At 71.1% G+C, this 21,063-nt stretch carries 19 protein-coding genes; 10 read left to right on the top strand and 9 right to left on the bottom strand.

Annotated elements, in window-relative coordinates; genetic code table 11:
• Positions 1 to 126: 126 nt before the first annotated feature.
• Together PKF00_RS25905 and PKF00_RS25900 are read right to left on the bottom strand one after the other, a co-directional pair.
• Complete coding sequence (locus PKF00_RS25905) at positions 127 to 555, bottom strand: FixH family protein (protein ID WP_271220233.1); 429 nt, start codon at positions 553 to 555, stop codon at positions 127 to 129.
• The gene (locus tag PKF00_RS25900; RefSeq protein WP_271220232.1) at positions 552 to 2,054 is read right to left on the bottom strand and encodes a DUF8832 domain-containing protein; all 1,503 of its coding nucleotides are present in this window, start codon (positions 2,052 to 2,054) and stop codon (positions 552 to 554) included. The genes PKF00_RS25905 and PKF00_RS25900 overlap by 4 nt, the downstream gene beginning before the upstream one ends.
• A 390-nt stretch (positions 2,055 to 2,444) precedes the next feature.
• Here PKF00_RS25900 and PKF00_RS25895 point away from each other — a divergent pair, with 390 nt between their 5' ends.
• From PKF00_RS25895 to PKF00_RS25885, 4 genes are all read left to right on the top strand, one after another.
• Positions 2,445 to 3,794, top strand: coding sequence for a sensor histidine kinase (locus PKF00_RS25895; protein ID WP_271220231.1), 1,350 nt, complete (start codon positions 2,445 to 2,447; stop codon positions 3,792 to 3,794).
• Positions 3,795 to 3,905: 111 nt separating this feature from the next.
• Positions 3,906 to 4,598 carry a response regulator gene (locus PKF00_RS25890; protein ID WP_271220230.1) on the top strand — a complete coding sequence of 231 codons (693 nt, stop codon included), beginning with the start codon at positions 3,906 to 3,908 and terminating at the stop codon, positions 4,596 to 4,598.
• A 28-nt stretch (positions 4,599 to 4,626) separates the two neighbouring features.
• Positions 4,627 to 4,770, top strand: coding sequence for a DUF6653 family protein (locus tag PKF00_RS44525; protein ID WP_309298435.1), 144 nt, complete (start codon positions 4,627 to 4,629; stop codon positions 4,768 to 4,770).
• Between the two features lie 35 nt (positions 4,771 to 4,805).
• Positions 4,806 to 5,231 (top strand): nuclear transport factor 2 family protein, encoded by a 426-nt coding sequence (locus tag PKF00_RS25885; protein ID WP_271220229.1) that lies wholly within the window; start codon positions 4,806 to 4,808, stop codon positions 5,229 to 5,231.
• Between the two features lie 311 nt (positions 5,232 to 5,542).
• Here the strand turns inward: PKF00_RS25885 and PKF00_RS25880 are convergent, their stop codons facing one another.
• From PKF00_RS25880 to PKF00_RS25865, 4 genes are all read right to left on the bottom strand, one after another.
• Complete coding sequence (locus PKF00_RS25880; RefSeq protein WP_271220228.1) at positions 5,543 to 6,568, bottom strand: hypothetical protein; 1,026 nt, start codon at positions 6,566 to 6,568, stop codon at positions 5,543 to 5,545.
• A 201-nt stretch (positions 6,569 to 6,769) separates the two neighbouring features.
• Positions 6,770 to 7,882 carry a hypothetical protein gene (locus PKF00_RS25875; RefSeq protein WP_271220227.1) on the bottom strand — a complete coding sequence of 371 codons (1,113 nt, stop codon included), beginning with the start codon at positions 7,880 to 7,882 and terminating at the stop codon, positions 6,770 to 6,772.
• 200 nt (positions 7,883 to 8,082) lie between these two features.
• Entirely contained in the window at positions 8,083 to 8,862 is a 780-nt protein-coding gene (locus PKF00_RS25870; RefSeq protein WP_271220226.1) for a class I SAM-dependent methyltransferase, read from the bottom strand.
• A gap of 223 nt (positions 8,863 to 9,085) precedes the next feature.
• Positions 9,086 to 9,613, bottom strand: a complete 528-nt coding sequence (locus PKF00_RS25865) for a MarR family winged helix-turn-helix transcriptional regulator (RefSeq protein WP_271220225.1) — start codon at positions 9,611 to 9,613, stop codon at positions 9,086 to 9,088.
• A 1,064-nt stretch (positions 9,614 to 10,677) separates the two neighbouring features.
• Between PKF00_RS25865 and PKF00_RS25860 the strand changes: the two genes are divergently transcribed.
• On the top strand, positions 10,678 to 11,937 hold the full coding sequence (locus PKF00_RS25860; protein ID WP_271220224.1) for a cytochrome P450: 1,260 nt from the start codon (positions 10,678 to 10,680) through the stop codon (positions 11,935 to 11,937).
• 73 nt (positions 11,938 to 12,010) lie between these two features.
• On the opposite strand, the gene PKF00_RS25855 is transcribed toward PKF00_RS25860, so the two are convergent.
• Entirely contained in the window at positions 12,011 to 12,781 is a 771-nt protein-coding gene (locus PKF00_RS25855) for a DeoR/GlpR family DNA-binding transcription regulator (protein WP_271220223.1), read from the bottom strand.
• Positions 12,782 to 12,885: 104 nt separating this feature from the next.
• Between PKF00_RS25855 and PKF00_RS25850 the strand changes: the two genes are divergently transcribed.
• The 4 genes from PKF00_RS25850 to PKF00_RS25835 are packed head-to-tail and all read left to right on the top strand — an operon-like array spanning position 12,886 to position 17,041.
• Positions 12,886 to 13,767 (top strand): SIS domain-containing protein, encoded by an 882-nt coding sequence (locus PKF00_RS25850; protein WP_271220222.1) that lies wholly within the window; start codon positions 12,886 to 12,888, stop codon positions 13,765 to 13,767.
• A 36-nt stretch (positions 13,768 to 13,803) separates the two neighbouring features.
• Positions 13,804 to 14,940: an N-acetylglucosamine-6-phosphate deacetylase gene (gene nagA, locus PKF00_RS25845; protein ID WP_271220221.1), complete on the top strand. Its 1,137-nt coding sequence runs from the start codon at positions 13,804 to 13,806 to the stop codon at positions 14,938 to 14,940.
• Positions 14,937 to 16,160 carry a 1-phosphofructokinase family hexose kinase gene (locus tag PKF00_RS25840; RefSeq protein ID WP_271220220.1) on the top strand — a complete coding sequence of 408 codons (1,224 nt, stop codon included), beginning with the start codon at positions 14,937 to 14,939 and terminating at the stop codon, positions 16,158 to 16,160. The genes nagA and PKF00_RS25840 overlap by 4 nt, the downstream gene beginning before the upstream one ends.
• A 56-nt stretch (positions 16,161 to 16,216) precedes the next feature.
• The gene (locus PKF00_RS25835) at positions 16,217 to 17,041 is read left to right on the top strand and encodes a class II fructose-bisphosphate aldolase (protein ID WP_271220219.1); all 825 of its coding nucleotides are present in this window, start codon (positions 16,217 to 16,219) and stop codon (positions 17,039 to 17,041) included.
• Positions 17,042 to 17,136: 95 nt separating this feature from the next.
• Here PKF00_RS25835 and PKF00_RS25830 read toward each other — a convergent pair whose 3' ends face one another.
• Positions 17,137 to 18,072 carry a hypothetical protein gene (locus PKF00_RS25830; protein WP_271220218.1) on the bottom strand — a complete coding sequence of 312 codons (936 nt, stop codon included), beginning with the start codon at positions 18,070 to 18,072 and terminating at the stop codon, positions 17,137 to 17,139.
• 345 nt (positions 18,073 to 18,417) lie between these two features.
• Between PKF00_RS25830 and thrS the strand changes: the two genes are divergently transcribed.
• On the top strand, positions 18,418 to 19,746 hold the full coding sequence (gene thrS, locus PKF00_RS25825) for a threonine--tRNA ligase (RefSeq protein WP_271220217.1): 1,329 nt from the start codon (positions 18,418 to 18,420) through the stop codon (positions 19,744 to 19,746).
• Between the two features lie 77 nt (positions 19,747 to 19,823).
• Here the strand turns inward: thrS and PKF00_RS25820 are convergent, their stop codons facing one another.
• The gene (locus PKF00_RS25820; RefSeq protein WP_271220216.1) at positions 19,824 to 20,939 is read right to left on the bottom strand and encodes a GuaB3 family IMP dehydrogenase-related protein; all 1,116 of its coding nucleotides are present in this window, start codon (positions 20,937 to 20,939) and stop codon (positions 19,824 to 19,826) included.
• Between the last annotated feature and the right edge of the window lie 124 nt (positions 20,940 to 21,063).

Here is a 21,063-nt window from a genome sequence, read left to right as displayed (position 1 = left end):
GGTGAGGTCTCTGTGGCCGAAGTGGCGGAAGGAGCCGGGGCGACGGTGGAAGCGACGGGTGACAGGGTGGCGACAGGGGTGGCGACAGGGAAGCCGGGCGTCGGGGCGTCGTCCGGTCACCGGGAGTCATCTCGTCACCAGGATCGGGAAGGCGGTCTGGTCGGTGCCGGTGGGCCCGTGCAGGAGCACGTTGAGCGCCCAGGTTCCGCTCATGGGCAGGGAGAGGCTCCCGGCCCGGTATCTCCCCGGTCCCTCGGCCACGGCGTCCACGGGCTCGGCGGCGTGCCCCATGTTCGGCATCACCGGCTCGACGGTGACCTTCCGCAGTGTCGCCGGCCTCCCCTGGAGGTCCGTCACGTTCACCGTCACGGGGTTCGCCCCCGCGCGGGGGGCGTCGACCGTGAGCTGCACCCGGTAGTGCGTCGTCCCGCCGCGCAGCACCGTCGGGCCCGTGTCACCGCGTGGCCAGAGCAGCCACAGTGCCGCCCCCGCCAGGACGGCGAGGCAGGCGGCCGTCCACAGGGTCCGGCGGCGGCCGTCGACCGTCGACGTCATGGCGATGGCCGTCCTCCTTCTTCCGGTGCCGTGATGTCGAGCACCGCCGGCACGGTCATGAGCGAGTGGTTGCGTTCCGCCTGCACCCAGAGCCGGTATCGGCCGGGCGCCGGGAAGGTGTGGGTGAACCGCGCGACGGGCCCGAACGCCGCGACGGTCTCGTCAGGGCGGCCTCCGACACCCCTGGGAACGGCCGCCATCGCGTGCACGTGGCTCCAGATCGGGGCGGACTCCGCGGCGACGCCGACCGGTTCCGAGTCGGGCAGCGGGCCGACGACGATGAGATGCCCCACCATGCCGAGCCACGGCTGCAGGTCCGCGGTCTCGCCGATCCTGGCGGTGATCGTGCCCGCGACGCCCGCGGACAGCGTCGAGGCGGCGAGGTCGACCCGGATGCCGTCGACGTCCCTGCTTCCCAGGCCCTTCGGAGCAGGGAGCGCCGTGGCGGTCGGGAGCCCCTCGCCGACGTCGAGCCCGGTCGCCGAGCGGATCAGCTGCACTCCGCCGCCGCGCCTGGCCAGCTCCGCCGAGATCGCGTAGTGGCCGGGCTCGGCCGCGACCAGGCTGACCTGGTAGTGGCCCGGACCGGCCTGGACCGGGTGCAGGTGCCACAACCGGCCCGACGGCGAGACGACCAGCAGGTGGATCAGCGCGTCGTCGTGGACGAGCAGGTCGTCCACCGGGCGTCCCGTCGAGCCGTCCGACAGCAGGAGATCGAGGTCGACAGAGCGTCCCGCGCTCGCCTTCGAGGCGCGCACCAGCATGTTCACCGGCGGCCTCGAGTAGCCGGCCGCGGGAGGCGGCCCGCCCGAGTAGGGCGCCGCGACGTTGTCGACCGTCGCGTCGATCTGCAGGCCAGGCTGCGGAGGAAGGGGCGTGAGCGGGGACAGCGACGCGCCGGTCACCCCGACCGCGACGGCCGCGACCACACCGCAGGCCGGGATCAGCGGGGGCCACCACCGCCGCGACCACACCGCGACGCCGAGCGCGACCAGCAGCAGCCCTCCCGCCGCGGAGAACCCCGAGTAGGCGACCAGGTCGGGGGGCGACCTGACCGGAGCGGGCACGATGAACGGTATCCGCCCGCTCCGCCGACCGTCGTCGACGGTCAGCTCCCACGGCCCTGGGCGGTCGACGCGCAACGTGGTCCCGTACGAGCCGGGCGTGGAGCCGAGGACCAGTTCGCCCTCGCTGACCACGGAGCCCGCGGGCGGCAGGCCGTCCGCCCGGGCGCTGACACCGGTCGGGGTCAACCGCAGGGTGAGGGCCCCGGCGGCGGTGCCCACGTGGGTGAGGACGTCGACGCGCAACGGGCCCGGCACCTCGTCGACACGTCGCAGGACGACCGAGAGCTCACGCGCGCCCAGGGTCTGCGCGACGTGGAGGTCCTCACCCGTGGGCGCGCCGTCGGCCAGCGCGGACCGTCCTCCGAGCGTCAGCAGGGCCACGAGGACCAGCAGCACCACGCGGGCGCGCGTGCCGTTTCCGTAGGTTCTCATCCCGCATGACGTTAATCAGCGGGCCTCAGGATTTCGTCACCTGAAGGCGGGACCCGAATCCCCCGTACGAGGGACACGACGGCCTCAGAACGGCCTCTGAAGCAACACTGAAACAACACGGAACAGCGCTGAACAGCGCCGGACGACGCCTCCGAAGCGGGCGGCGATCCCGCCTGCCGCGCCAGTGCGTCCTCGGAGCAGTAGCCTGCGATTCGACACGCTGTTTTCCCGGAAAGGCGCACTTCTCGGAAAAGCGCCTTTCCGAGAAAACGCCGTCTCGGTGGAGAACGCAGGCCGACGTCGCGCACACGCATGACCACGCCGACGTCGCGGACACGCGTGACCACGTCGACGTCGCGGACACGCGTGACCTGAGAGAACCGAGGTGACATGACGCGTGAGACCAGCGACACCAGTCGGTCGTTGACCCGCCAGTCCTTGCTGGTCGCGGGCGTGTGCGTCGTGACGGACACCGGTCTGCTCCTGATCGACAGTTACTCGTGCGGCCGCTGGCAGAGCTGGACGGCGCTCGCCCTCATCGTGCTGATCGACGCCGCGCTGGCCACGCCCGCCCGCCTGTCCGGCGTCGTCGCGCTGCTCCACGGCCTCGCCTGCCTGGTGACCCCGTTCCTGTTCACCAACGCACCCGGCGTCACCTGGCAGGTGACCGAGGCCGGCCTGATGGTCGCCGGGTACCGGGCCGGTGCGTGGCTGCGCTCGCCCCAAGCGCTTGCGGCACTGGCGGCGCTGGCCGCGGGACTCACCGGCAACTACCTGCTGACCAGCCACCACTTCATCTTCGTCGCCGGGCTGCCCGCCCTGTCCGGCCTGCTGATCGAGATAGTCGGGAAGGCGCTGCTGCCCTGGCTGGTCGGGCGGTACACGACCGCCAGGCGCGCCCACATCGCCGAGTTGGAGCGGCAGGCCGAGCTGCGGCGCCACAGCGAGCAGGCGGCGGTGCAACGCGCCGTCGCCGAGGAGCGCAGCGCGATCGCCCGTGACCTGCACGACATGATCTCCCACCACGTCAGCGCCATCGGCATGCACGCGGGCGCGGCCAGGCTCGGGCTCGGCTCGTTCCCCAACGGCACGTTCCCCAACGGCACGACCTCCAAGAACGCGGTCTCCAAGAACGCGGTCTCCAACGGCACGGCGCACGACGGCGCGCCGCTTGACGGCGGAGTGGCCGATGGCGGGGTGGCCGATGGCGGGGTGACTGACAGCGGGGTGCACCGTTCGCTGGCCGCCGTCGAGTCGAGCAGCCGATCGGCCATGGCCGATCTGCGCAGGCTGCTGGACATCCTGCACGGAGACGACACCGACACCGCGCGACGCCAGCCGGGTCTGAACAACCTCGACGAGTTGCTCGACGGGGTGCGGGCGGCGGGCACGACGATCACGCTGACCACTCACGGTCTCCCCCGTGAGCTGCCGGGCTCGCTCGACGTCGCGCTGTACCGCATCGTGCAGGAGGCCCTCACCAACGCCCTGCGGCACGGCCGGGGCGAGAGCGTCGGCGTGGAGCTGGAGTATCGGGAGACCGAGGCGGTCGTGACCGTGACCAACCAGCTGGCCGAGCAGTCCTGGCACGGTGAGAGGCGGAACTCACCGCACCGCGGCCTGGCCGGGATCAGGCAGCGGGTCGCGCTGTTCGGTGGCCGGATCACGTACGGCGTGCAGCCCGACGGCCGACACTGGCGGGTCCAGGTGAGTTTCCCCCTGGAACGGCCGTGTTCCTGAAAGCGGAGACCCGCTCCGCCCCGAACCGATTCCCCGTCCGCGAGACGATCTCCGTCCGTGAGACGTTCCCTGTCCGGAAGACGATTCCTGCCCGCGAGAGATGGAGACTCCGTGACGCTGCGCGTGTTGCTCGCCGATGACCACGCGATGTTCCGTTCCGGTATGCGCGCGGTCCTCGAAACCCAGCCGGATCTGCACTGTGTCGCCGAGGTCGGCGACGGCCACGAGGCGGTGGCCGAGACCGCGAGACTCCGCCCCGACGTGGCGGTCCTGGACGTGCGAATGCCCAAGCTGGACGGCCTGGCCGCCACCGAGACGATCCTGTCCACGCCGGGAAACGTCACGAGGGTGCTGGTGCTGACCACCTACGACACCGACGACTACGTCTACCGCGCGCTGCGCGCTGGAGCCAGCGGCTTCCTGCTCAAGAGCCTGCCGCCCGAGGAGATGACGTCCGCGATCCGGGTGGCCGCGCGCGGCGACGCGTTGATCGACCCCTCCGTGACACGCCGCCTGATCGCCCGCTTCACCACCAGCATCGAACCTCCGGTGGTCCCTCCGGAAGTGGAGCGGCTGACGTCCCGGGAACGCGAGGTGCTGCTCCTGCTGGCCGACGCACGCAGCAACGCCGAGATCGCCGCCCTCCTCCACGTCGGCGAGGAGACCGTCAAGACACACGTGTCGCGCGTCCTCGCCAAACTCGACCTGCGCGACCGCGTCCACGCCGTCGTATACGCCCACCTGAACGGCCTCACCGGCCACCGCTCCCCCGGTTCCCGCGCCCCCGACGCACGCCTCCCGTGACACCGACGTCGCCGCTCGCCGTACCGGCCTGGCGGGGTTCGCGCTGATCGCGTACGGGCTGGTCGTGCTGGAGCTCTGGCCGACGGTGTTCGGCACCACGCCGCTGATGACGGGTCGGCTCTGGCGCATCGACAGGTACGTCGTCCTACACGAGCGCCAGCGTCCCGTATAGTGTACGGTACGCCGTACGACACAAGGAGGGGCAGCATGTACCAGCCGAGCGCCGAGGAACTGAAGAGCATCGAGGAATGGTTCGCCGACTACGACACGCTGGCCGAGCAGGGCGCGATCGAGCAGCTGGCCGACCTGGCGGTCTTCCCGATGAACGTGGCCACCGACGTGCCGGACGGCCACGCGAGCGTCCGCCAGTGGACGCGAGCCGAGTACGTCGAGGCGATGAAGGAGGCCATGGGGGGCGGCACCGCCGGGCTCGACCTGCGCTCGACGCGCACCCCGCGCCTTCTCACCCCGAACCTGGCGGTCGTGGAGACCGAGGCGACGATGACGATCGAGGGCCAGGAGCACCGCATGCACTACGCCGACCTGCTGGTGCGCACCGAGAACGGGTGGGCGTTCCAGACCATGGTCCAGGGCGGCTGGGGTCACGGCTGGCCGCCCGCCAAGCGCGGCTGACCACGCCGTTCTCAGTCAGGGCACGCCTGGGCGCCGAGCCGGCAGGCAAGCAGCCGGCTCGGCGGGCGTCCAGACGGTGGCGGCGCGGGTGCTCCCTGACCCGCGAAACCCCGCCTTGACGGGCTGTCCCGCCGGTCGGCTGGGCCGACTGAGCGGGACACCGTCCAAGTCCGGTCCCACTCCTCCGTAACCGCTGTGCGGCGATCCCAAGACGTTACAGAAAGTCACTTCGGGCTGGTCGTGCGGACCAGAGCGGGGCCCGACACGGGTGTGCCCGGTGCGCGCGGGGAGGCGACGCCGGGGCTGTTCGGCTACGAGGTGGGCTTCACGAGATCGAGCGGGTTCGCGGGGGCGGCGGGGTCGGCGAGCGCCGCCAGCTCGCCGCGCACCAGGAACTGGTTGGCCAGCATGACCGGGCCGTCGGGCTTGACGGTCATGACGGCGCGGTGCACCGTGCGCTCGCCCGACTTCACGTCGTCATGCGCGACCGCCTCGACCAGGTCTCCCAGCGGCTTGCCGCCGAGCTTCGCGGTCGTGGTGAACCTGTCCTTGAACGTCTTGCCGACCCCTGCGATCCGCGGCAGCACGCACACCACGTTGACGGCCTTGTCGGCCGTGCCCGCGGGCCTGCGCAGGCCGACGCCGTACAGGGTCACCCCTCCCGGCTGTGCGGGAGCCATGACGATCGCGGAGACGACGTCGCCGAGGCAGTCGGCGACCGCCGCGTGATCCGGGCTGTCCGCGAGGGAGGGTCCGTCGCCCAGAGCGGCGGCGACCGGTCCGGCCGCGGCGCCCGCCACCAGCGCGGAGTCCGTCACCACGACCTGATTGAACTGGTTGATCAGGCCGAGCTTGGTCTGCGGCCCACTCAGGTTGATCTTGTTGTCCTCGTCGAAGGAGAGTCCTTCCTGCCCGCCGATCTCGCGGGGCTTGGCTCCCAGGGCGGTCAGCTTGCCGCGGATGTCGCCGGAGTCCAGATTGCCCTCGACACGGATCGCGCTTTTCGGCGGGACTCCGAAGACCGCCCCCTGATCCGCGGCGAACACGTTGAGACCGGTCGACTCGGCGATCCTGGTCCCGTTCACACCGAAGTCGCCGAAACCCGCTGTGACGGCGACCCGCCAGCGCCGGTCCTGGCCGGGACCCTTCTCGGTGACCACGCCGAGGCTCCGCCAGTGCGCCATGTCGCCGTACTCGAGATATTCGGCCGCGGGCCCGCTCGCGTCCAGGCGCGCCATCACCTGCCGCAACCCGCCGTCCTGCCCCGGGTCGCCCCCGCCGCCGCAACCCGCCAGCACCAGCCCCGCCACCGCCAACGTCCATCCGAGAGCACGCATGCGCAGCACCTTAGCCAGACGGATGACGGCGCACGTCACCCACAAGGATGACCTGGGACGGAGCGACGCACCTTTGGGTGCCCCCCTGAGAGCTTCGGACGCCGGACGGATGCCCCCCTGAGAGCTTCGGACGCCGGATGAATGCCCCCTGAGGGCTTCGGACGCCGGACGCTCCTGGGGCCTTCGGGCTCTGGGCGCCGTTCAGCGCGCGGCGAGAGCGCACAGGCGTTCGAGGCCAAGACCGCTGATGAGCAGGCGTTCCTTGGCGTTGCTGAGGAGAGCGGCGGTCCAGGTGGTGAATCCGCCGTCGCCGATGTTGACGGGCTCCCCCTCCGGGGTGGTGACGTCGATCCCGAAAGAGACCCCGGTGTAGTAGCCGCGGCCTGTCGCACGGTCGTCGTCGAAGACGAAGGCGACGCCGGGGTGTCTCGCGGCCAGGCGGTCCAGGACGTGCTCACGCAGCGCCTCGCGGTGCCGTCCTCCGCTCAGGTCGGTGAAGGACACGCACACCGCCGAGGTGTGACGGCTGAGTGCGCGGGCCCTCTCGACGACATCGAGGTGCACGCCGACGTGCTCGACGAGGGCCTCCGTCTCGAACCTGAACGAGCCCTCGTCACGACCGGCGGTGCACAGCCCCATCAGCTTGAAGTGCGCCGTCATGCCGGGTCCGAACACCTGCGCGCGCAGGACCCGGTGCGTGGCGGCGAGCCGTACCCGCTGCCTGGAGCGGGTGTCGGCCCGCAGCAGCCCCCCGCGACGGACCGCGCATTCCAGGGCCAGGACGTTGGTCGCGTCCGCGACGACCTCGGTGTTGCGGACCGTCGTCAGCGCCTTGTCCTGGCTGACGGTCGCCACGACGGAGTTGACGCCCAGCGGAGCGACCGGCGACAGCGCGAGAGCGGTGAAGCCGTGCCGGGCGAAGCACTCGTGGACGAGGACGTCCAGACGTGCCAGCTCGCCCGCGTCGACCGGCGAAGGCGCGACGAAACGGTTGTGCTCGTACTGCCGGAGCAGGCCGCCGGGCGTGACGGCGGCGGCACGACGCCGGTAGACGGCCAGCAGCAACGTCTGCAGATCCGCCGGCGACAACCCCTCGGCCAACGCCTCCAACATCCCCGGCGTCGCCCCCTCGCGAAGTATCCGGCCAAGCCAGGGACCGGCCGCCTCCGCCTCGGGCCGATCCATGCCCGCTCCGGTCCGACCTGCGCCCGCCTCGGGCCGAACGGCATCGCCCTGTGAACGGCCCGCGTCGAGCTCAGGCCGGTCCCCGTCGAACTCGGCCCGGTCTCCGTCGAACCCGGAAGGATCGCTCATCGCCTCATCGTGACGCACGACGGAGCACGACCGCACCGGATTCACCCGTCGGCGGCCCCGGTGCGGGGCACGGAATCGGCGGTTCGTGCCGGGACCGTACGGGAGAGGGCGTCAGGCCGTACAGAAGTCATGGGGGCAGTCTTCCGGGTGACCGCCCCGGACGCGCTCGGAACATCGGAAGCCCGGGCACGCGGGCTTCGTCAGCCGTGGGTGACGCGGATCTTGGACTGCTTGTGCGGGAGCCGCTCCCAGTCGTCCATGAACGTGGCTTTGAGGCCGTGCCGGGCGGCGAGGTCGACGAGCGTTTCCGTCCGGTAGTAGAAATCCTCTCTGAGCACATGGTGCTCGTCCTTCTCCGTGCGGTCGAAGGTGAAGTCGAAAAAGCCGTCCTCACGCATGATCCGGCCCACGTGCCGCATGCACTCGTCGATCACCCCGATCGGGCTGTGGGAGAAAACGCTGTGCGCGTTGACGACCGTGAAATAGGCGTCGGGAAGCATGTCGAAGGTAAGGTCCTTCACCAGACCGAGGTGCGGAACCTTGTCCCGCAGGCCGTTCTTGGAAAGCGTGTTGGCGGCGGCCAGCAGGATCTCGGGTGAGATGTCGATGCCGTAGTAGTTGCCGGGTTCGAGATATCCGATGAGCCGCCAGCCGAGCCTGAGGTTCCCGCAGCCGATGTCCAGCACGCGGTCCTGTGGCGTGAGCCCGTGGTCGATCAGATAGTCGAACTGCATTTTCCCGATGCGCAACCAGCTTTTCCTGCTGTGGCTGCCGACCGCGGCCTCCGGGCTTTTCTCCGCTATGTCCGAGCGCATCACCTCGCGATAGTAGGAGACATGGTCCCGGGTGGTCGCCCGGAGCTTCGCGTCACGCCTCACACGCTTCAGATAGGGCCACACCTTCTGCGGGTTGCGCAGCGCGTAGACCAATTGGTAGGCGAGGCTTGATCTCCGGCGTGTCGTGTAAGCACGCTTTGTCATGGCCCCAATTTAGGAGCGTGACCGGACCGCGTCCCCGGCGTCCGCCGACGGTCAGGAAAATCTCCCGGCCGGAAACGGCAAAGAATCCCCGCGGCGATCCTGCCCGCGGGCGGCCGTGAGGACGAGGGGCGCGGTCGCCTCGATCTCGGCCCCGGGCGGGGCGACCGGCCCCGCCCCCGGGTCCGGGGCCTGCGCCGTGACCACCCGTCCCCGCGACGCCGCTCTAGGAGTTGCGGGAGGACCTCCGGTCGGGGCCCGCGTTCTCCAGGTGCTTCAGGATGTGCCGCAGCATGCCGCCCAGTTCGGTCAATCGCCGGTCGCCGAGTCCGTCGAGCACGAACTGCTCTTCCCGGTTGAACTCGGGAAAGAGCGTGGTCATGAGTTTCTCTCCCTGCGGAGTGAGGGAGAAAACAGTGCGCCTGCGGTCACTCGCGGGGATATCCCGAACGATCAGCCCACGATTTTCGAGTGTCTGCGCGACCCCGGTCAGGGTGCCCTTTGTGATGCCGGCCTCGGCGGCGACATGACGGTTCTCTATCGATTCCCAGATCCACACGACCCACAGCACCACGAAGGCGGTCCAGGTGAGATCCGCTTCCTTGAGCACCGTCTGCTCGAAGTGATTCCGGATGGACGAGGCGACCCGGTAGAGGTTTGATATCGCGGTCATCGCCCGGAAATCCAGCTCCAGGCCCTCGAGCTTCCCCGACACGGCTTCTTCGGTCTGCCGCAGGGTGTGCGCGCCGCTCACAAACAGCTCCTCAGGGTCGACCGTGCCGGGGGAGACCGCTCGACCGGCTTTCCGGGCCGGTCGGCGGAGATGTCTTAATTGCTCAGACCTTGCCGATCCTAGACGATGGGTCGGCCACAAACGGCTGTGAGGTTATGGACAGTGACCGATTCCGCCCGCAGCGTGATCATTTGACGATAAAACACATTTGGAAACCAGGTCATGACGCGCGGATCTCCCGTCGGCGCGTCGGCGACCGCGGCCGGATCGGCGACGGACGTCGCGGGATCACCCCTCGGGGCGCTCACCCACGGCGGGCGGGCGTCGGCCGCCTCCTCGGCCCCCTCGCGCGGCGTCTCGCCGGGTTCCGCGAAGACGCGGCCGTCGGCCGCCCCGAGGCGGAAGGTCGGCCTCCCCCGTCGTCGAGGGCGAAGACGGCCGACGCGGCGAAAGCGCACCGACCGTGGCCCTGACATCTGTTCAGGCCGACGAGAATCCGCACGCCGCTCCCTGAAACGTGCGGCCGCGGTTCCGTCGGGACGGCTCGACACCCCCATCCGGCGGTCGGCGCGAAATCGCTTCCGCCATGAGTGCGACGCTCACGCATTCCTCGTGAACGCGACGACGACCATGGAAATCGAAAGGCTTGTTCGGATCCAAACAGTATGGCGGCACGCGCGCGCCGGTCAAGGCGGTCGCCAAACCGCTCGCCGACGGCGCAATCTGCATCCCGGGCAACGGAGAACCCCTCCACGACATCACGGGAAAACAGGGGCGACAAGTCATTTGGACTCAAACATTATGTGTCGGCCAACCGGTCTTGTCGGCGTCCCATGACCCGATTATCGTACGGATTCAAATGAATTGAGAGGCGCGGCGACGGACCGTCGGACGTGCCGCTCCCGCTTCCCGGACACGGCCGCCCCTGACGACGGCCTCGAAAGGGTATGGCTACGACACCAGCGAGGCCGAGACGCTCCCGTGGAATCCTCGGCGACACCCTCGACGCCCACCGCCCCTGACCGTCAGAAGCCGTCAGAAGCCTCCGGACACCGCCGGAAGTCGTCAGAAGCAGGAGAACCGCAATGGTCAGCAGCCCTCTCGACCTCACCGGCGTCGACCTCACCGACCTCGACGCCTTCGAGCGGAACCGGGCCTGGGAGCGTTTCGACCTGCTCCGCCGCGAGGATCCGGTCCACTGGAACCCGGAACCGGCGCCGAACGCGGGATTCTGGTCGATCACCCGACACGAGGACATCGTCGCCGTCGACCGGGACGCCGAGACGTTCACCTCAACGCGGTTCGTCAACCTGGAGGAGGTCGACGACGACCTCATCAAGATCCGGCGTTCCATGCTCGAATCCGACGGCGTACGGCACCGCGCGCTGCGCAGGCTGCTCCAGCGTGACTTCGGGGCCAGAGCGTTGCAGAGGTACGAGGAGTTCCTGCGCGGTCTGACCCGCGCCACGGTCGACGCGGCACTGCACAAGCGGGAGTTCGACTTCGTCCGCGAGATCAGCGCCGACTTCCCGATCCAGGTGCTGGCCCGCATGCTGGACGTGCCCGAGGACCACACCGGTCAGCTGATCGACTGGGGCAACAAGATGATCGGCAACAACGACCCCGACTACGCCGACGTCCTGTTGTCCGACGCGGAGAGCGAGAAGTACAAACACCTGCCGTTCCGGTCGCCGAGCGCGCTCGAGGTGTTCGAGTACGGCCGGGAGCTCGCCCGCCGGCGACGCGGCGGCGACGGCGACGACCTGGTCAGCAAGCTGGTGAACCGCGTCCCCCAGGACGGCGAGCCGCTCACCGCGACCGAGTTCGACAACTACTTCCTGCTCCTCGTCGTGGCGGGGAACGAGACGACCCGGCACGCGATCAGTCACTCGATGCTGGCGTTGATCGACAATCCCGACCAGCTCGCCCTGCTGCGGGACAGGCCCGAGCTGATCCCCGCCGCGGTCGAGGAGCTGCTGCGCTGGGCGAGCCCGGTGTACCACTTCCGCAGGACGGCGACCCGCGACGTGGAGCTTCACGGCCGCCGTGTCAGGGCGGGCGACAAGGTCGTGATGTGGTTCGCCTCCGGCAACCGCGACGAGGAGGTGTTCGCGAAGCCGTACGAACTCGACGTCACCCGCACCCCCAACGACCACCTCGCCTTCGGCAAGGGCAGCCCGCACTTCTGCCTGGGCAACAGCCTGGCCAGGATGGAGATGCGGCTGATGTTCGAGACGCTGCTGCCGCGGCTCGAGAGCATCGAGCGGGCGGGCGAGGTCACCTACGTCCGCAGCAACTTCGTCAACGGCGTCAAGAGGTTCCCCGTACGGGTCACGGCCCGCTGACAGGGAACCACCGGCTCAGACGCGGCCGCCTCGCCCTCGCCCCCGCCCACACGCGGACCGCCTTCACGCCCGCCTACGCGCGGACCACCTTCACGCCCGCGTCGGCGAACCGGGCGGCGTCCTCGTCCGCGAGGCCCTCGTCGGTGATCAGGGTGCCGACCGCGCCGATCGGGCAGATCCTGGCGAAGGCCCTGCTTCCGACCTTGGAGGAGTCCGCGACCGCGACTACCTGGGCGGCTCTGCCGATCAACAGGCTGTTGACGCTGGCCTCGCCCTCGTGGTGGGCGAACGCGCCCGCCTCCGCGTCGATCGCGTCCACTCCCATGAACGCGATGTCGAGCGTGACCTGCTCCAGCACGCCGGACGCCAGCGGGCCGATCAGCTCGTAGGACTGCGGTCTCGCCACCCCGCCCGTCAGCACGATCTTCACGTGCTGACGCACCGTCAGCTCCGCGGCGATGTTCAGGGCGTTGGTGACGACGGTGAAGCCCAGCTCGGGGTCGGCCCGGATCGCCAGGGCCCGCGCCACCTCGGAGGTGGTCGTGCCGCCGTTCATGCCGACGATGGCGCCCGGCGCGACCAGTTCCGCGGCGGCCTCCGCGATCCGTTGCTTCTCGTCGGCGTGACGCGCCGTCTTGTAGCGCAGCGGCAGGTCGTAGCTCACGCTCTGGGCGACGGCGCCGCCGCGTGTGCGCATGAGCATCTGCTGCTGGGCCAGCTGGTCGAAGTCACGGCGGATCGTGGCGGTGGAGACGGTCAGCGCCTCGGCGGCCCGCTCCACAGACAGGCGCCCCTCCTGCGAGAGCAGTTCGAGGATCGCGTTCCAGCGCTCATATCGGCTCACGGTCAACAGCCTGGCACAGCGCGCGATCAAAACCCACATCTGCACAATCTTGCTCATTTCTGCTATAAATCACTCATAAACGAATCTTCTCGAGGAGGCGCGTCGTGACCACGCACACCGAAGCCGAGATCGCGTCCCAGCCGGACTGCTGGCGTCGCGCGGTCAGCGAGACGCCGGCGGACGCGCTTCCCCGGCGGGGTGAGCGGGTCGCCGTCATCGGCTGCGGCACGTCGTGGTTCGTCGCCCAGGCGTACGCGGTGCTCCGCGAGCGGGCCGGGCACGGCGCGACCGACGCCTTCGCCGCCTCCGAGTTCCCCTCGGGACGTCCGTACGACCGGGTGCTCGCGCTGACCAGGTCGGGCACGACGACCGAGGTGCTGGAAGCCCTGGAGGCGCTGAGGAAGGCGGGCACGAGGACGACCGCGATCACCGCCTCCCCCGGGACCCCCGTCATGACCGCCGCCGACGAGATCGTGATGCTCGACTTCGCCGACGAGAGGTCGGTCGTGCAGACCCGGTTCGCCACCACGCAGCTCGCCCTGCTCCGCGCCCACCTCGGCGAGGACCTGACCGGCGCGGTCGCCGACGCCGAACGGGCGGTCTCCGCTCCGCTTCCCGCGCGGACGCTGGCCGCCGAGCAGTTCACCTTCCTCGGCAGGGGCTGGTCGTACGGCCTGGCGCTGGAGGCGGGCCTGAAGATGCGTGAGGCCTGCAGGGCGTGGACCGAGTCCTACCCGGCGATGGAGTACCGCCACGGCCCGATCAGCATCGCGGGCCCGAACCGGATCACCTGGATGCTCGGCGAGAGCCCACGGGGGCTGCGCGAGGAGGTCGAGGCCACCGGTGGATCGTTCCTGGAGAGCTCCCTCGACCCGATGGCCGAGTTGATCACAGTCCAGCGGGTGGCCGTCGCGCGGGCGCACGCGCAGGGGCTCAACCCCGACGAACCGCTCCATCTCACCAGGTCGGTCATCCTCCCCTCCTGATCATTGATCCCGAGGCGAACCGGGAAGGATGGGGACATGAGCATCACACTCGCCGACGCCCGCATTGTGACCCCCGAAGGTGTTCACGAGGGCTGGCTCACCATCGAAGACGGTCGCATCACCCACATCGGCCAGGGTTCCGCTCCGGGACCGGGTCTCGGCCTCGGGGGCCGGTACGTGGTGCCGGGCTTCGTCGACATGCACACCCACGGCGGAGCGGGCGGCTCCTTCCCGACCGGCGATCCGGACGAGGCGAGCCGGGTCGCCGACCTGCACGCCAGGCACGGCACGACCACGATCGTCGCCAGCCTGGTCACCGCGTCCCAGAACGCCCTGTCCAGGGCGACCTCCGCACTGGCCGACCTGTGCGACGACGGCGTGCTGGCCGGGATCCACTTCGAGGGCCCCTACATCTCCAAGGCCCGCTGCGGCGCGCACAACCCCGCCTTCCTGAGGGAGCCCTCCTCCCAGGAGTTCGCCGAGCTGCTCAAGGCGGGACGCGGCCACGTGCGGATGCTCACCATCGCCGCCGAACTGCCCGGCGCGCTGGACACCATCAGGGAGGCGGTTGCGAACGGCGTGATCGCCGCCCTCGGCCACAGCGACGCCTCCTACGAGCAGACCATCCAGGGCATCGACGCGGGCGGCAGCGTCGCCACGCACCTCTACAACGCGATGCCGTCGCTGCACCATCGCGAGCCGGGACCGGTCGCCGCGCTGCTCGAGGACGAGCGCGTCACGATCGAGCTGGTCAACGACGGCGTGCACGTGCATCCGGCGATGTTGCGTCTCGCCTACGACGTCGCGGGCCCCGGCAGGACCGCGCTGATCACCGACGCGATGGCCGCGGCGGGCATGGGCGACGGCGTCTACGGGCTCGGCCCGATGAAGGTCAACGTCGTCGACGGCGTCGCCCGGCTGGCCGGAGGCGACTCCATCGCGGGCAGCACGCTCACCATGGACGTGGCGTTCAGGCGCGCCGTGCAACAGCTCGGCCTCTCCCTCACCGAGGCGGCCGAGGTCACCTCGCTCACCCCCGCCAGGGCGCTCGGCCTGGCCGACCGTCTCGGCTCCGTCTCCGTCGGCAAGCAGGCCGACCTGGTGGTGCTCACCGACGGCCTGGAGGTCTCCGGCGTCATGAGGCACGGAAACTGGATCACGGAACCCCGATGACCTCGACACCCCCTCCGCCCGCCGCTCGCGGCACGATCCTGACCGTCACGCTGAACCTCGCCCTCGACGTCACCTACGTGACCGGCGACGTCGACTGGGACGGCGTCAACCGGGTGCGGACCGTGCACCGCAGGGCGGGCGGCAAGGGGGTGAACGTGGCCAGGGTGCTCGCCGCCCTCGGCCACGACGTTCTCGTCACGGGCCTGGCGGGCGGCCCGAACGGGGAGGCGGCGGCGGCCGACCTCGCCGCCGCGGGCCTGCCCGCCGCCCTCACCCCGATCGCCGCCGCGTCACGCGCCACCCTGGCCGTCCACGACCTCGGCCCCGTCTCCGCCGTGCCCGCCCCGCCCCTCCAGACGCCGGGTACGGCTCCCGCCGCCGGTGCGACGCCTTCCGGCGACGGCTCCGGTGCCCGCGCCGGCGCCGGCGCCGGTGGGGGGATCGGTGCCGGTGACGGTGACGGGCGGCCCGTACGGCACCGCACCGCGCTGTTCAACGAACCCGGCCCCCTGGTGACCCAGACGGAGCTCGAGGCCTTCCTGCGCGACTACGAGGCACGGCTCGAACGGGTCGCCGCGGTCGTGATCTCGGGCAGCCTTCCCACGGGAGCGCCCGTCGGCCTCTACGCCGACCTCGCCGCCCGGGCCCGCGCCCGCGGCGTCCCCGCGATCGTGGACGCCGACGGCGAACCGCTCAGGCACGCCCCCGCGGGCCGTCCCGAGATCGTCAAACCCAACGCCGAGGAGCTCGCCCGCGCCCTCGCCCACGAGGCCCCCGAGGGCCTCCGGGCTCCAGCGGACCGCGCGAACCCCGAGGACCTCGCGAATCCCGAGGGCGCCGGCCGTCCCCGGGACCGTCGTGGGGCCGCCGGTTCCGACGGCGTCGGCGAGGCCCTGCGGGGAGCCGCGGCGCTCCGGCGCTCGGGGGCCGGGGCGGTGGTGGTCTCCCTCGGAGCCGACGGGCTGCTGGCGGTGACCCGGGAGGGCTCGTGGCGGGCCGTCATGCCGTACCGGGTGGAGGGCAACCCGACAGGCGCGGGCGACGCCCTGGTCGCGGGGCTGGCACTCGGCCTCGTCGAGGGGACGCCCTGGCCCGAGCGGCTGCGCAGGGCCGCGGCCCTGGGCGCCGCCGCGGTCGCCGCGCCGGTCGCGGGCGACTTCGACGCGGACGTCTTCCGGGACGTCCACCCAGAGATCCGGGTGGAGCCCGCGCGCGCGTAGGCGTTCCGCGTTCTCGCGAACCCGGCCAGAGATCCCACAGAAAACGGAGGCAGACCATGCCCCTCGTCGGCATCGGCGACATCGTCCGCGACGCTCCCGCGGGCGTCGGCGCGTTCAACGTCATCCAGCTGGAGCACGCGGAGGCGATCGTCGCCGGGGCGGAGGCGGCGGGCGTGTCCGTCGTGCTGCAGATCAGCGAGAACTGCGTGCGCTTCCACGGCGCGCTGGCGCCGGTCGCGGCCGCGTCGCTGGCGGTCGCGGCCGCGGCCTCCGTGCCCGTGGCCGTGCACCTCGACCACGCCACGGACCGCGCGCTCGTCGAGGAGGCCGTCGAGCTGGGATTCGGCTCGGTGATGTTCGACGCCTCCGCGCTGCCGGACGAGGAGAACGTGGCCCTCACCGCCGAGGTCGCCGCCCTGTGCCACAGCCGGGGTCTGTGGGTCGAGGCCGAGCTCGGCGAGGTCGGCGGCAAGGACGGGGTGCACGCGCCCGGGGCACGGACCAAACCGGGCGAGGCGGTGGACTACGTCGCCAGGACGGGCGTGGACGCGCTGGCCGTGGCCGTCGGCAGCTCACACGCCATGACGACCAGGGACGCCGTGCTCGACCTGGAGCTGATCGCCGCCCTGCGCGCCGCGGTCCCGGTGCCGCTGGTGCTCCACGGCTCCTCGGGCGTGCCGGACGAGACCCTGCGCGCCGCCGTACGGCACGGCATGAAGAAGATCAACATCGCCACCCACCTCAACAAGACCTTCACCGGGGCGGTTCGCGACTACCTGGCGGCCGACGAGAGGGTCGTGGACTCCCGCAAGTATCTCGGAGCGGCCCGTACGGCCGTCGCCGCCGAGGTCACCCGGCTCCTCGGAGTCCTGTCCGGCTGACCGCGTCCCACTGCCGGAAACCCGGCCGAGCGCCCACCGGTCCTGCGCCGGTCCTCGCCGGTGCCGAGAGTGCACGGCGGGCGCCGGGCCGTCTGTCACGGCCAGTCCCAGCGGATCCCGATCAGGCCTGGCTGGAGCGAGTCGGCCACCAGATGGACCGCGTGGTGGGCGTTGAGGGCGAGCTCGCCGTGGTCGTGCTCGGGGGCGCCGTGATCGTGGCGGGCGAAGCGGTGGATTCCGACCGGCAGCGCCGAGGCGGCGAAACTCACCCTGAGCGTGTACTGGCCCGCGGGGAAGCGGAAACCCCGTTCGTACTCGGTGGTCTCGACCCCGCTCGGGTCGGCGAGCTCGTAACGGATCACCTGGGTCTCCCCGATCCGCAGCGCCCGGTCGAACAACAGCTCGGCCGCCACGAGCGCGGTCGGCCCGTCCCGTCTGACCCTGCCGACCCGGCAGTCCTCCAGCGCCCTGATCCGCACCCGTTCCACGTCGCATCCCAGGTCGCCCCGGTAGACGATGATGTGGCGGTCGGTCGCCTCCTCCTGGGCCCGCATCACCTGCAGCGTCTCACGGCGCACGATGCTGCGGTCCGCCCCGATGTGCAGCGTCTCGTACATCCCGGTGATGTGCAGCCGCCTGTCGTCGGCGACCCCGTCGAGGTCGTGCAGCAGCGCGGAGAGGGCGCGGGAGGGCTCCAGGATCGCGGAGTAGGACACCGGCCCCTGCGGACCCCCTGCGCCCTGCTTCCTGCCCCGGGGGCGGGGCGGGCCGAGCAGCCCCATCAGCGAGCGCGGCGGGAGGATGAGGATCTCCTCCAGAGCGCGGACGGCACGCAGCGACTCGGGCCGCTCGGGGCGGCGCAGTCCCTGCTGCCAGTAGCTCAGGCTCGTCATCCCGACCCGCAACCCGCGCTCCTCCAGGCGGTGGCGGAGACGGTCGAGCGTCAGCCCCCTCGCCTCGACCGCGGCGCGGAGCGCGACGTGGAACGGGCCTTCTCGAAGAGCAACCCGCAGCTCACGATCATCCGACACATGCGAATGTTCACAGATTTTCCGGCATACGTCACTTTTACCAACCCCTACAGTGTCAATTTTGTGACCTGTCCTCAACCTCGCGCGGGCGTGTGAGCCCGGCGCGGAAAGCCGGTTCCTGGCGCGGAAAGCACACTCTCCCAGCAGGCGATCATGTGGAAACCCCCGCTCCGGAGGGCATCCGGCGCGCGGAGCCCAGCCGGCGGAGCCCCGCGCGAAGGGCCGCGGCTCCGCGCTCCCCCGCCGGAGGCTCCGCGTCCCCGTCGAAGAGCGACTGCGCGAACATCATTGGCTTTGCTACCGTTACCGCCATGAAGCGCGCCGCTGTGACGACGACGCCGGAGAGTGTCCCGGCGCGCTGACAGATGTCCTAGTCCGAAGCCCCGGGGCGAGTGCCCCGGGGCTTCGTCTTGCGGTCACTCGCCCGATGTCCGCGAGGAGACCGCGATGCACGACCACCGCAAGCTCGGCCGCGAGCTGGACCTGTTCGACACCGACCCGCTGATCGGCGCGGGCCTGCCGTACTGGCTGCCCGACGGCGCGGCCGTACGGCACGCCCTGGAGGAGTACGTCCGCGCCGCCGAACGGCGGGCGGGCTACCGGCACGTGTACTCGCCGGTGCTGGGCAAGCGGGAGCTGTACGAGATCTCCGGGCACTGGTCGCACTACAGCGACGACATGTTCCCCCCGATGAGCCTGGGGGCGGAACAGGTCGTCCTACGGCCGAGCCTGTGTCCCCACCACGCGCTGATCTACCGCTCCCGCTCCCACAGCCACCGCGAACTGCCGCTGCGCATGGCCGAGCTGGGCGGCATGTACCGCTCCGAGCTGTCGGGCGTGCTCGGCGGGCTGACCCGCGTCCGGGCCATCCAGCTCAACGACGCGCACATCTTCTGCACCCCGGACCAGGTCGCCGACGAGGCGTGGGCGGCCCTGGAGATGATCCGCCGGGCGTACGAGGCGCTCGGCGTCGCCCCGGCCCGCTACCGGCTCTCCCTGCCCGGCCCCGGCGGGAAGTACGTCGTCGCCCCCGAGATGTGGCGGCGGTCCACCGCCCTGCTGACCGATGTCCTCGACCGCTCCGGCCTGCCCTACGAGGCGGTCGAGGGAGAGGCCGCGTTCTACGGCCCCAAGATCGATGTCCAGGTCGCCGACGCCGCGGGGCGGGAGTCCACCCTGTCCACCGTCCAGGTCGACTTCCACCAGCCCGAACAGTTCGACCTGCACTACATCGGCGCGGACGGCGCGAGACACCGGCCGGTCATGGTCCACCGCAGCGTCATCGGCAGCGTGGAGCGAGCCGTCGCCCATCTCATCGAGCAGCACGGCGGCGCCTTCCCCGCCTGGCTCGCCCCCGTCCAGGTGGAGATCCTCCCGGTCTCCGAAGCCGAGCTGCCGAACGCCGAGGCGCTCGCCCGCCGATGCGTCGACCTCGGACTGCGGGCCGAGGTCGCCGGGCCGGAACGCGGCAGCCTGGGAGCCCGCGTCAGACAGGCCCGTCTCGTGCCCTACCAGGCCGTCGTCGGCGCGAAGGAGGCCGCCGACGACCACGTCGCCCTGCGCCTGCGCGACGGCCGCCGCCTCGCCCCGCGGCCCGCCGACGACGTCCTCGCCCGCGTCCGCGCTCTCGTCGACGCCCACAGCGCCGACCTGTGGGACGCCGCCGCCTCGTAGCGGCGGCGTGGCCGGCGCGCGGGAGCGGGAAGACCTCTGATGGGACGCCCGGGTTTCGCCGGGCGTCCGGGGTGGGGTCAGCCCTGGGGGGCGACGACCACCTCCACCCGCTGGAACTCCTTCAGGTCGGAGTATCCGGCGGTCGCCATCGTGCGCTTGAGCGCGCCCATCAGGTTCATCGAGCCGTCGGCGACGGAGGACGGGCCGTGCAGGATCTGCTCCAGCGTGCCGACCGTGCCGAACTCGACCCGCTTGCCCCTGGGCAGCTCGGGGTGCTGCGCCTCGGAGCCCCAGTGGAAGCCGCGCCCCGGGGCCTCCACGGCCCTGGCGAGCGGCGAGCCGACCATGACCGCGTCGGCGCCGCAGGCGATCGCCTTGGCGATGTCGCCCGAGGTGCCCATGCCGCCGTCGGCGATGACGTGCACGTAGCGTCCGCCGGACTCGTCCATGTAGTCGCGGCGGGCCGCGGCCACGTCGGAGATCGCGGTGGCCATCGGCACGACCACGCCCAGCACGGTGCGGGTGGTGTGGGAGGCGCCGCCGCCGAAGCCGACGAGGACGCCGGCCGCGCCGGTCCGCATCAGGTGCAGCGCCGCGGTGTAGGTGGCGCAGCCGCCGACGATCACCGGGACGTCGAGCTCGTAGATGAACTGCTTGAGGTTCAGCGGCTCGGCCCGCCCCGAGACGTGCTCGGCGGAGACCGTGGTGCCGCGGATCACGAAGATGTCGACGCCCGCGTCGATGACGGCCTTGTGGTACTGGACCGTGCGCTGCGGGGACAGGCGCACCGCCGTGGTCACCCCGGCCGCGCGGATCTCCTCGATGCGGCGGCCGATCAGGTCCTCCCTGATCGGCGCGTTGTAGATGTCCTGGAGCCTCTTCGTCGCGGCCTCACCCTTGAGCTCGGCCACCTCGCCCAGCAGCGACGTCGGGTCCTCGTAGCGGGTCCACAGCCCTTCGAGGTCCAGCACGGCCAGACCGCCGAGCCTGCCGACCTCGATCGCGGTCTTCGGCGAGACCACACTGTCCATCGGGCTCACCACGACGGGCAGCTCGAACCGGTAGGCGTCGATCTGCCAGGCGATCGAGACCTCCTCCGGGTCGCGGGTGCGACGGGACGGGACGATGCCGATCTCGTCGAGCGCGTAGGCACGGCGGCCGTTCTTGCCGCGACCGATCTCCACCTGAGTCATATGTCTGTCTTTCCCATTTCATGCGTGTACGGCGCACGCCACCTGGACGCGAGCCGTACCGTGCCGTTGCGGGCGCGGGCGGGCCGGTGCGGCCCGTCCGCGCGCCGAACCTGTCGCGGGTCCC

The organism is Streptosporangium carneum, from assembly GCF_027922005.1.
GTDB classification, from domain to species: Bacteria; Actinomycetota; Actinomycetes; order Streptosporangiales; family Streptosporangiaceae; genus Streptosporangium; species Streptosporangium carneum.
This window is presented reverse-complemented; position numbering and strand designations above follow the sequence as displayed.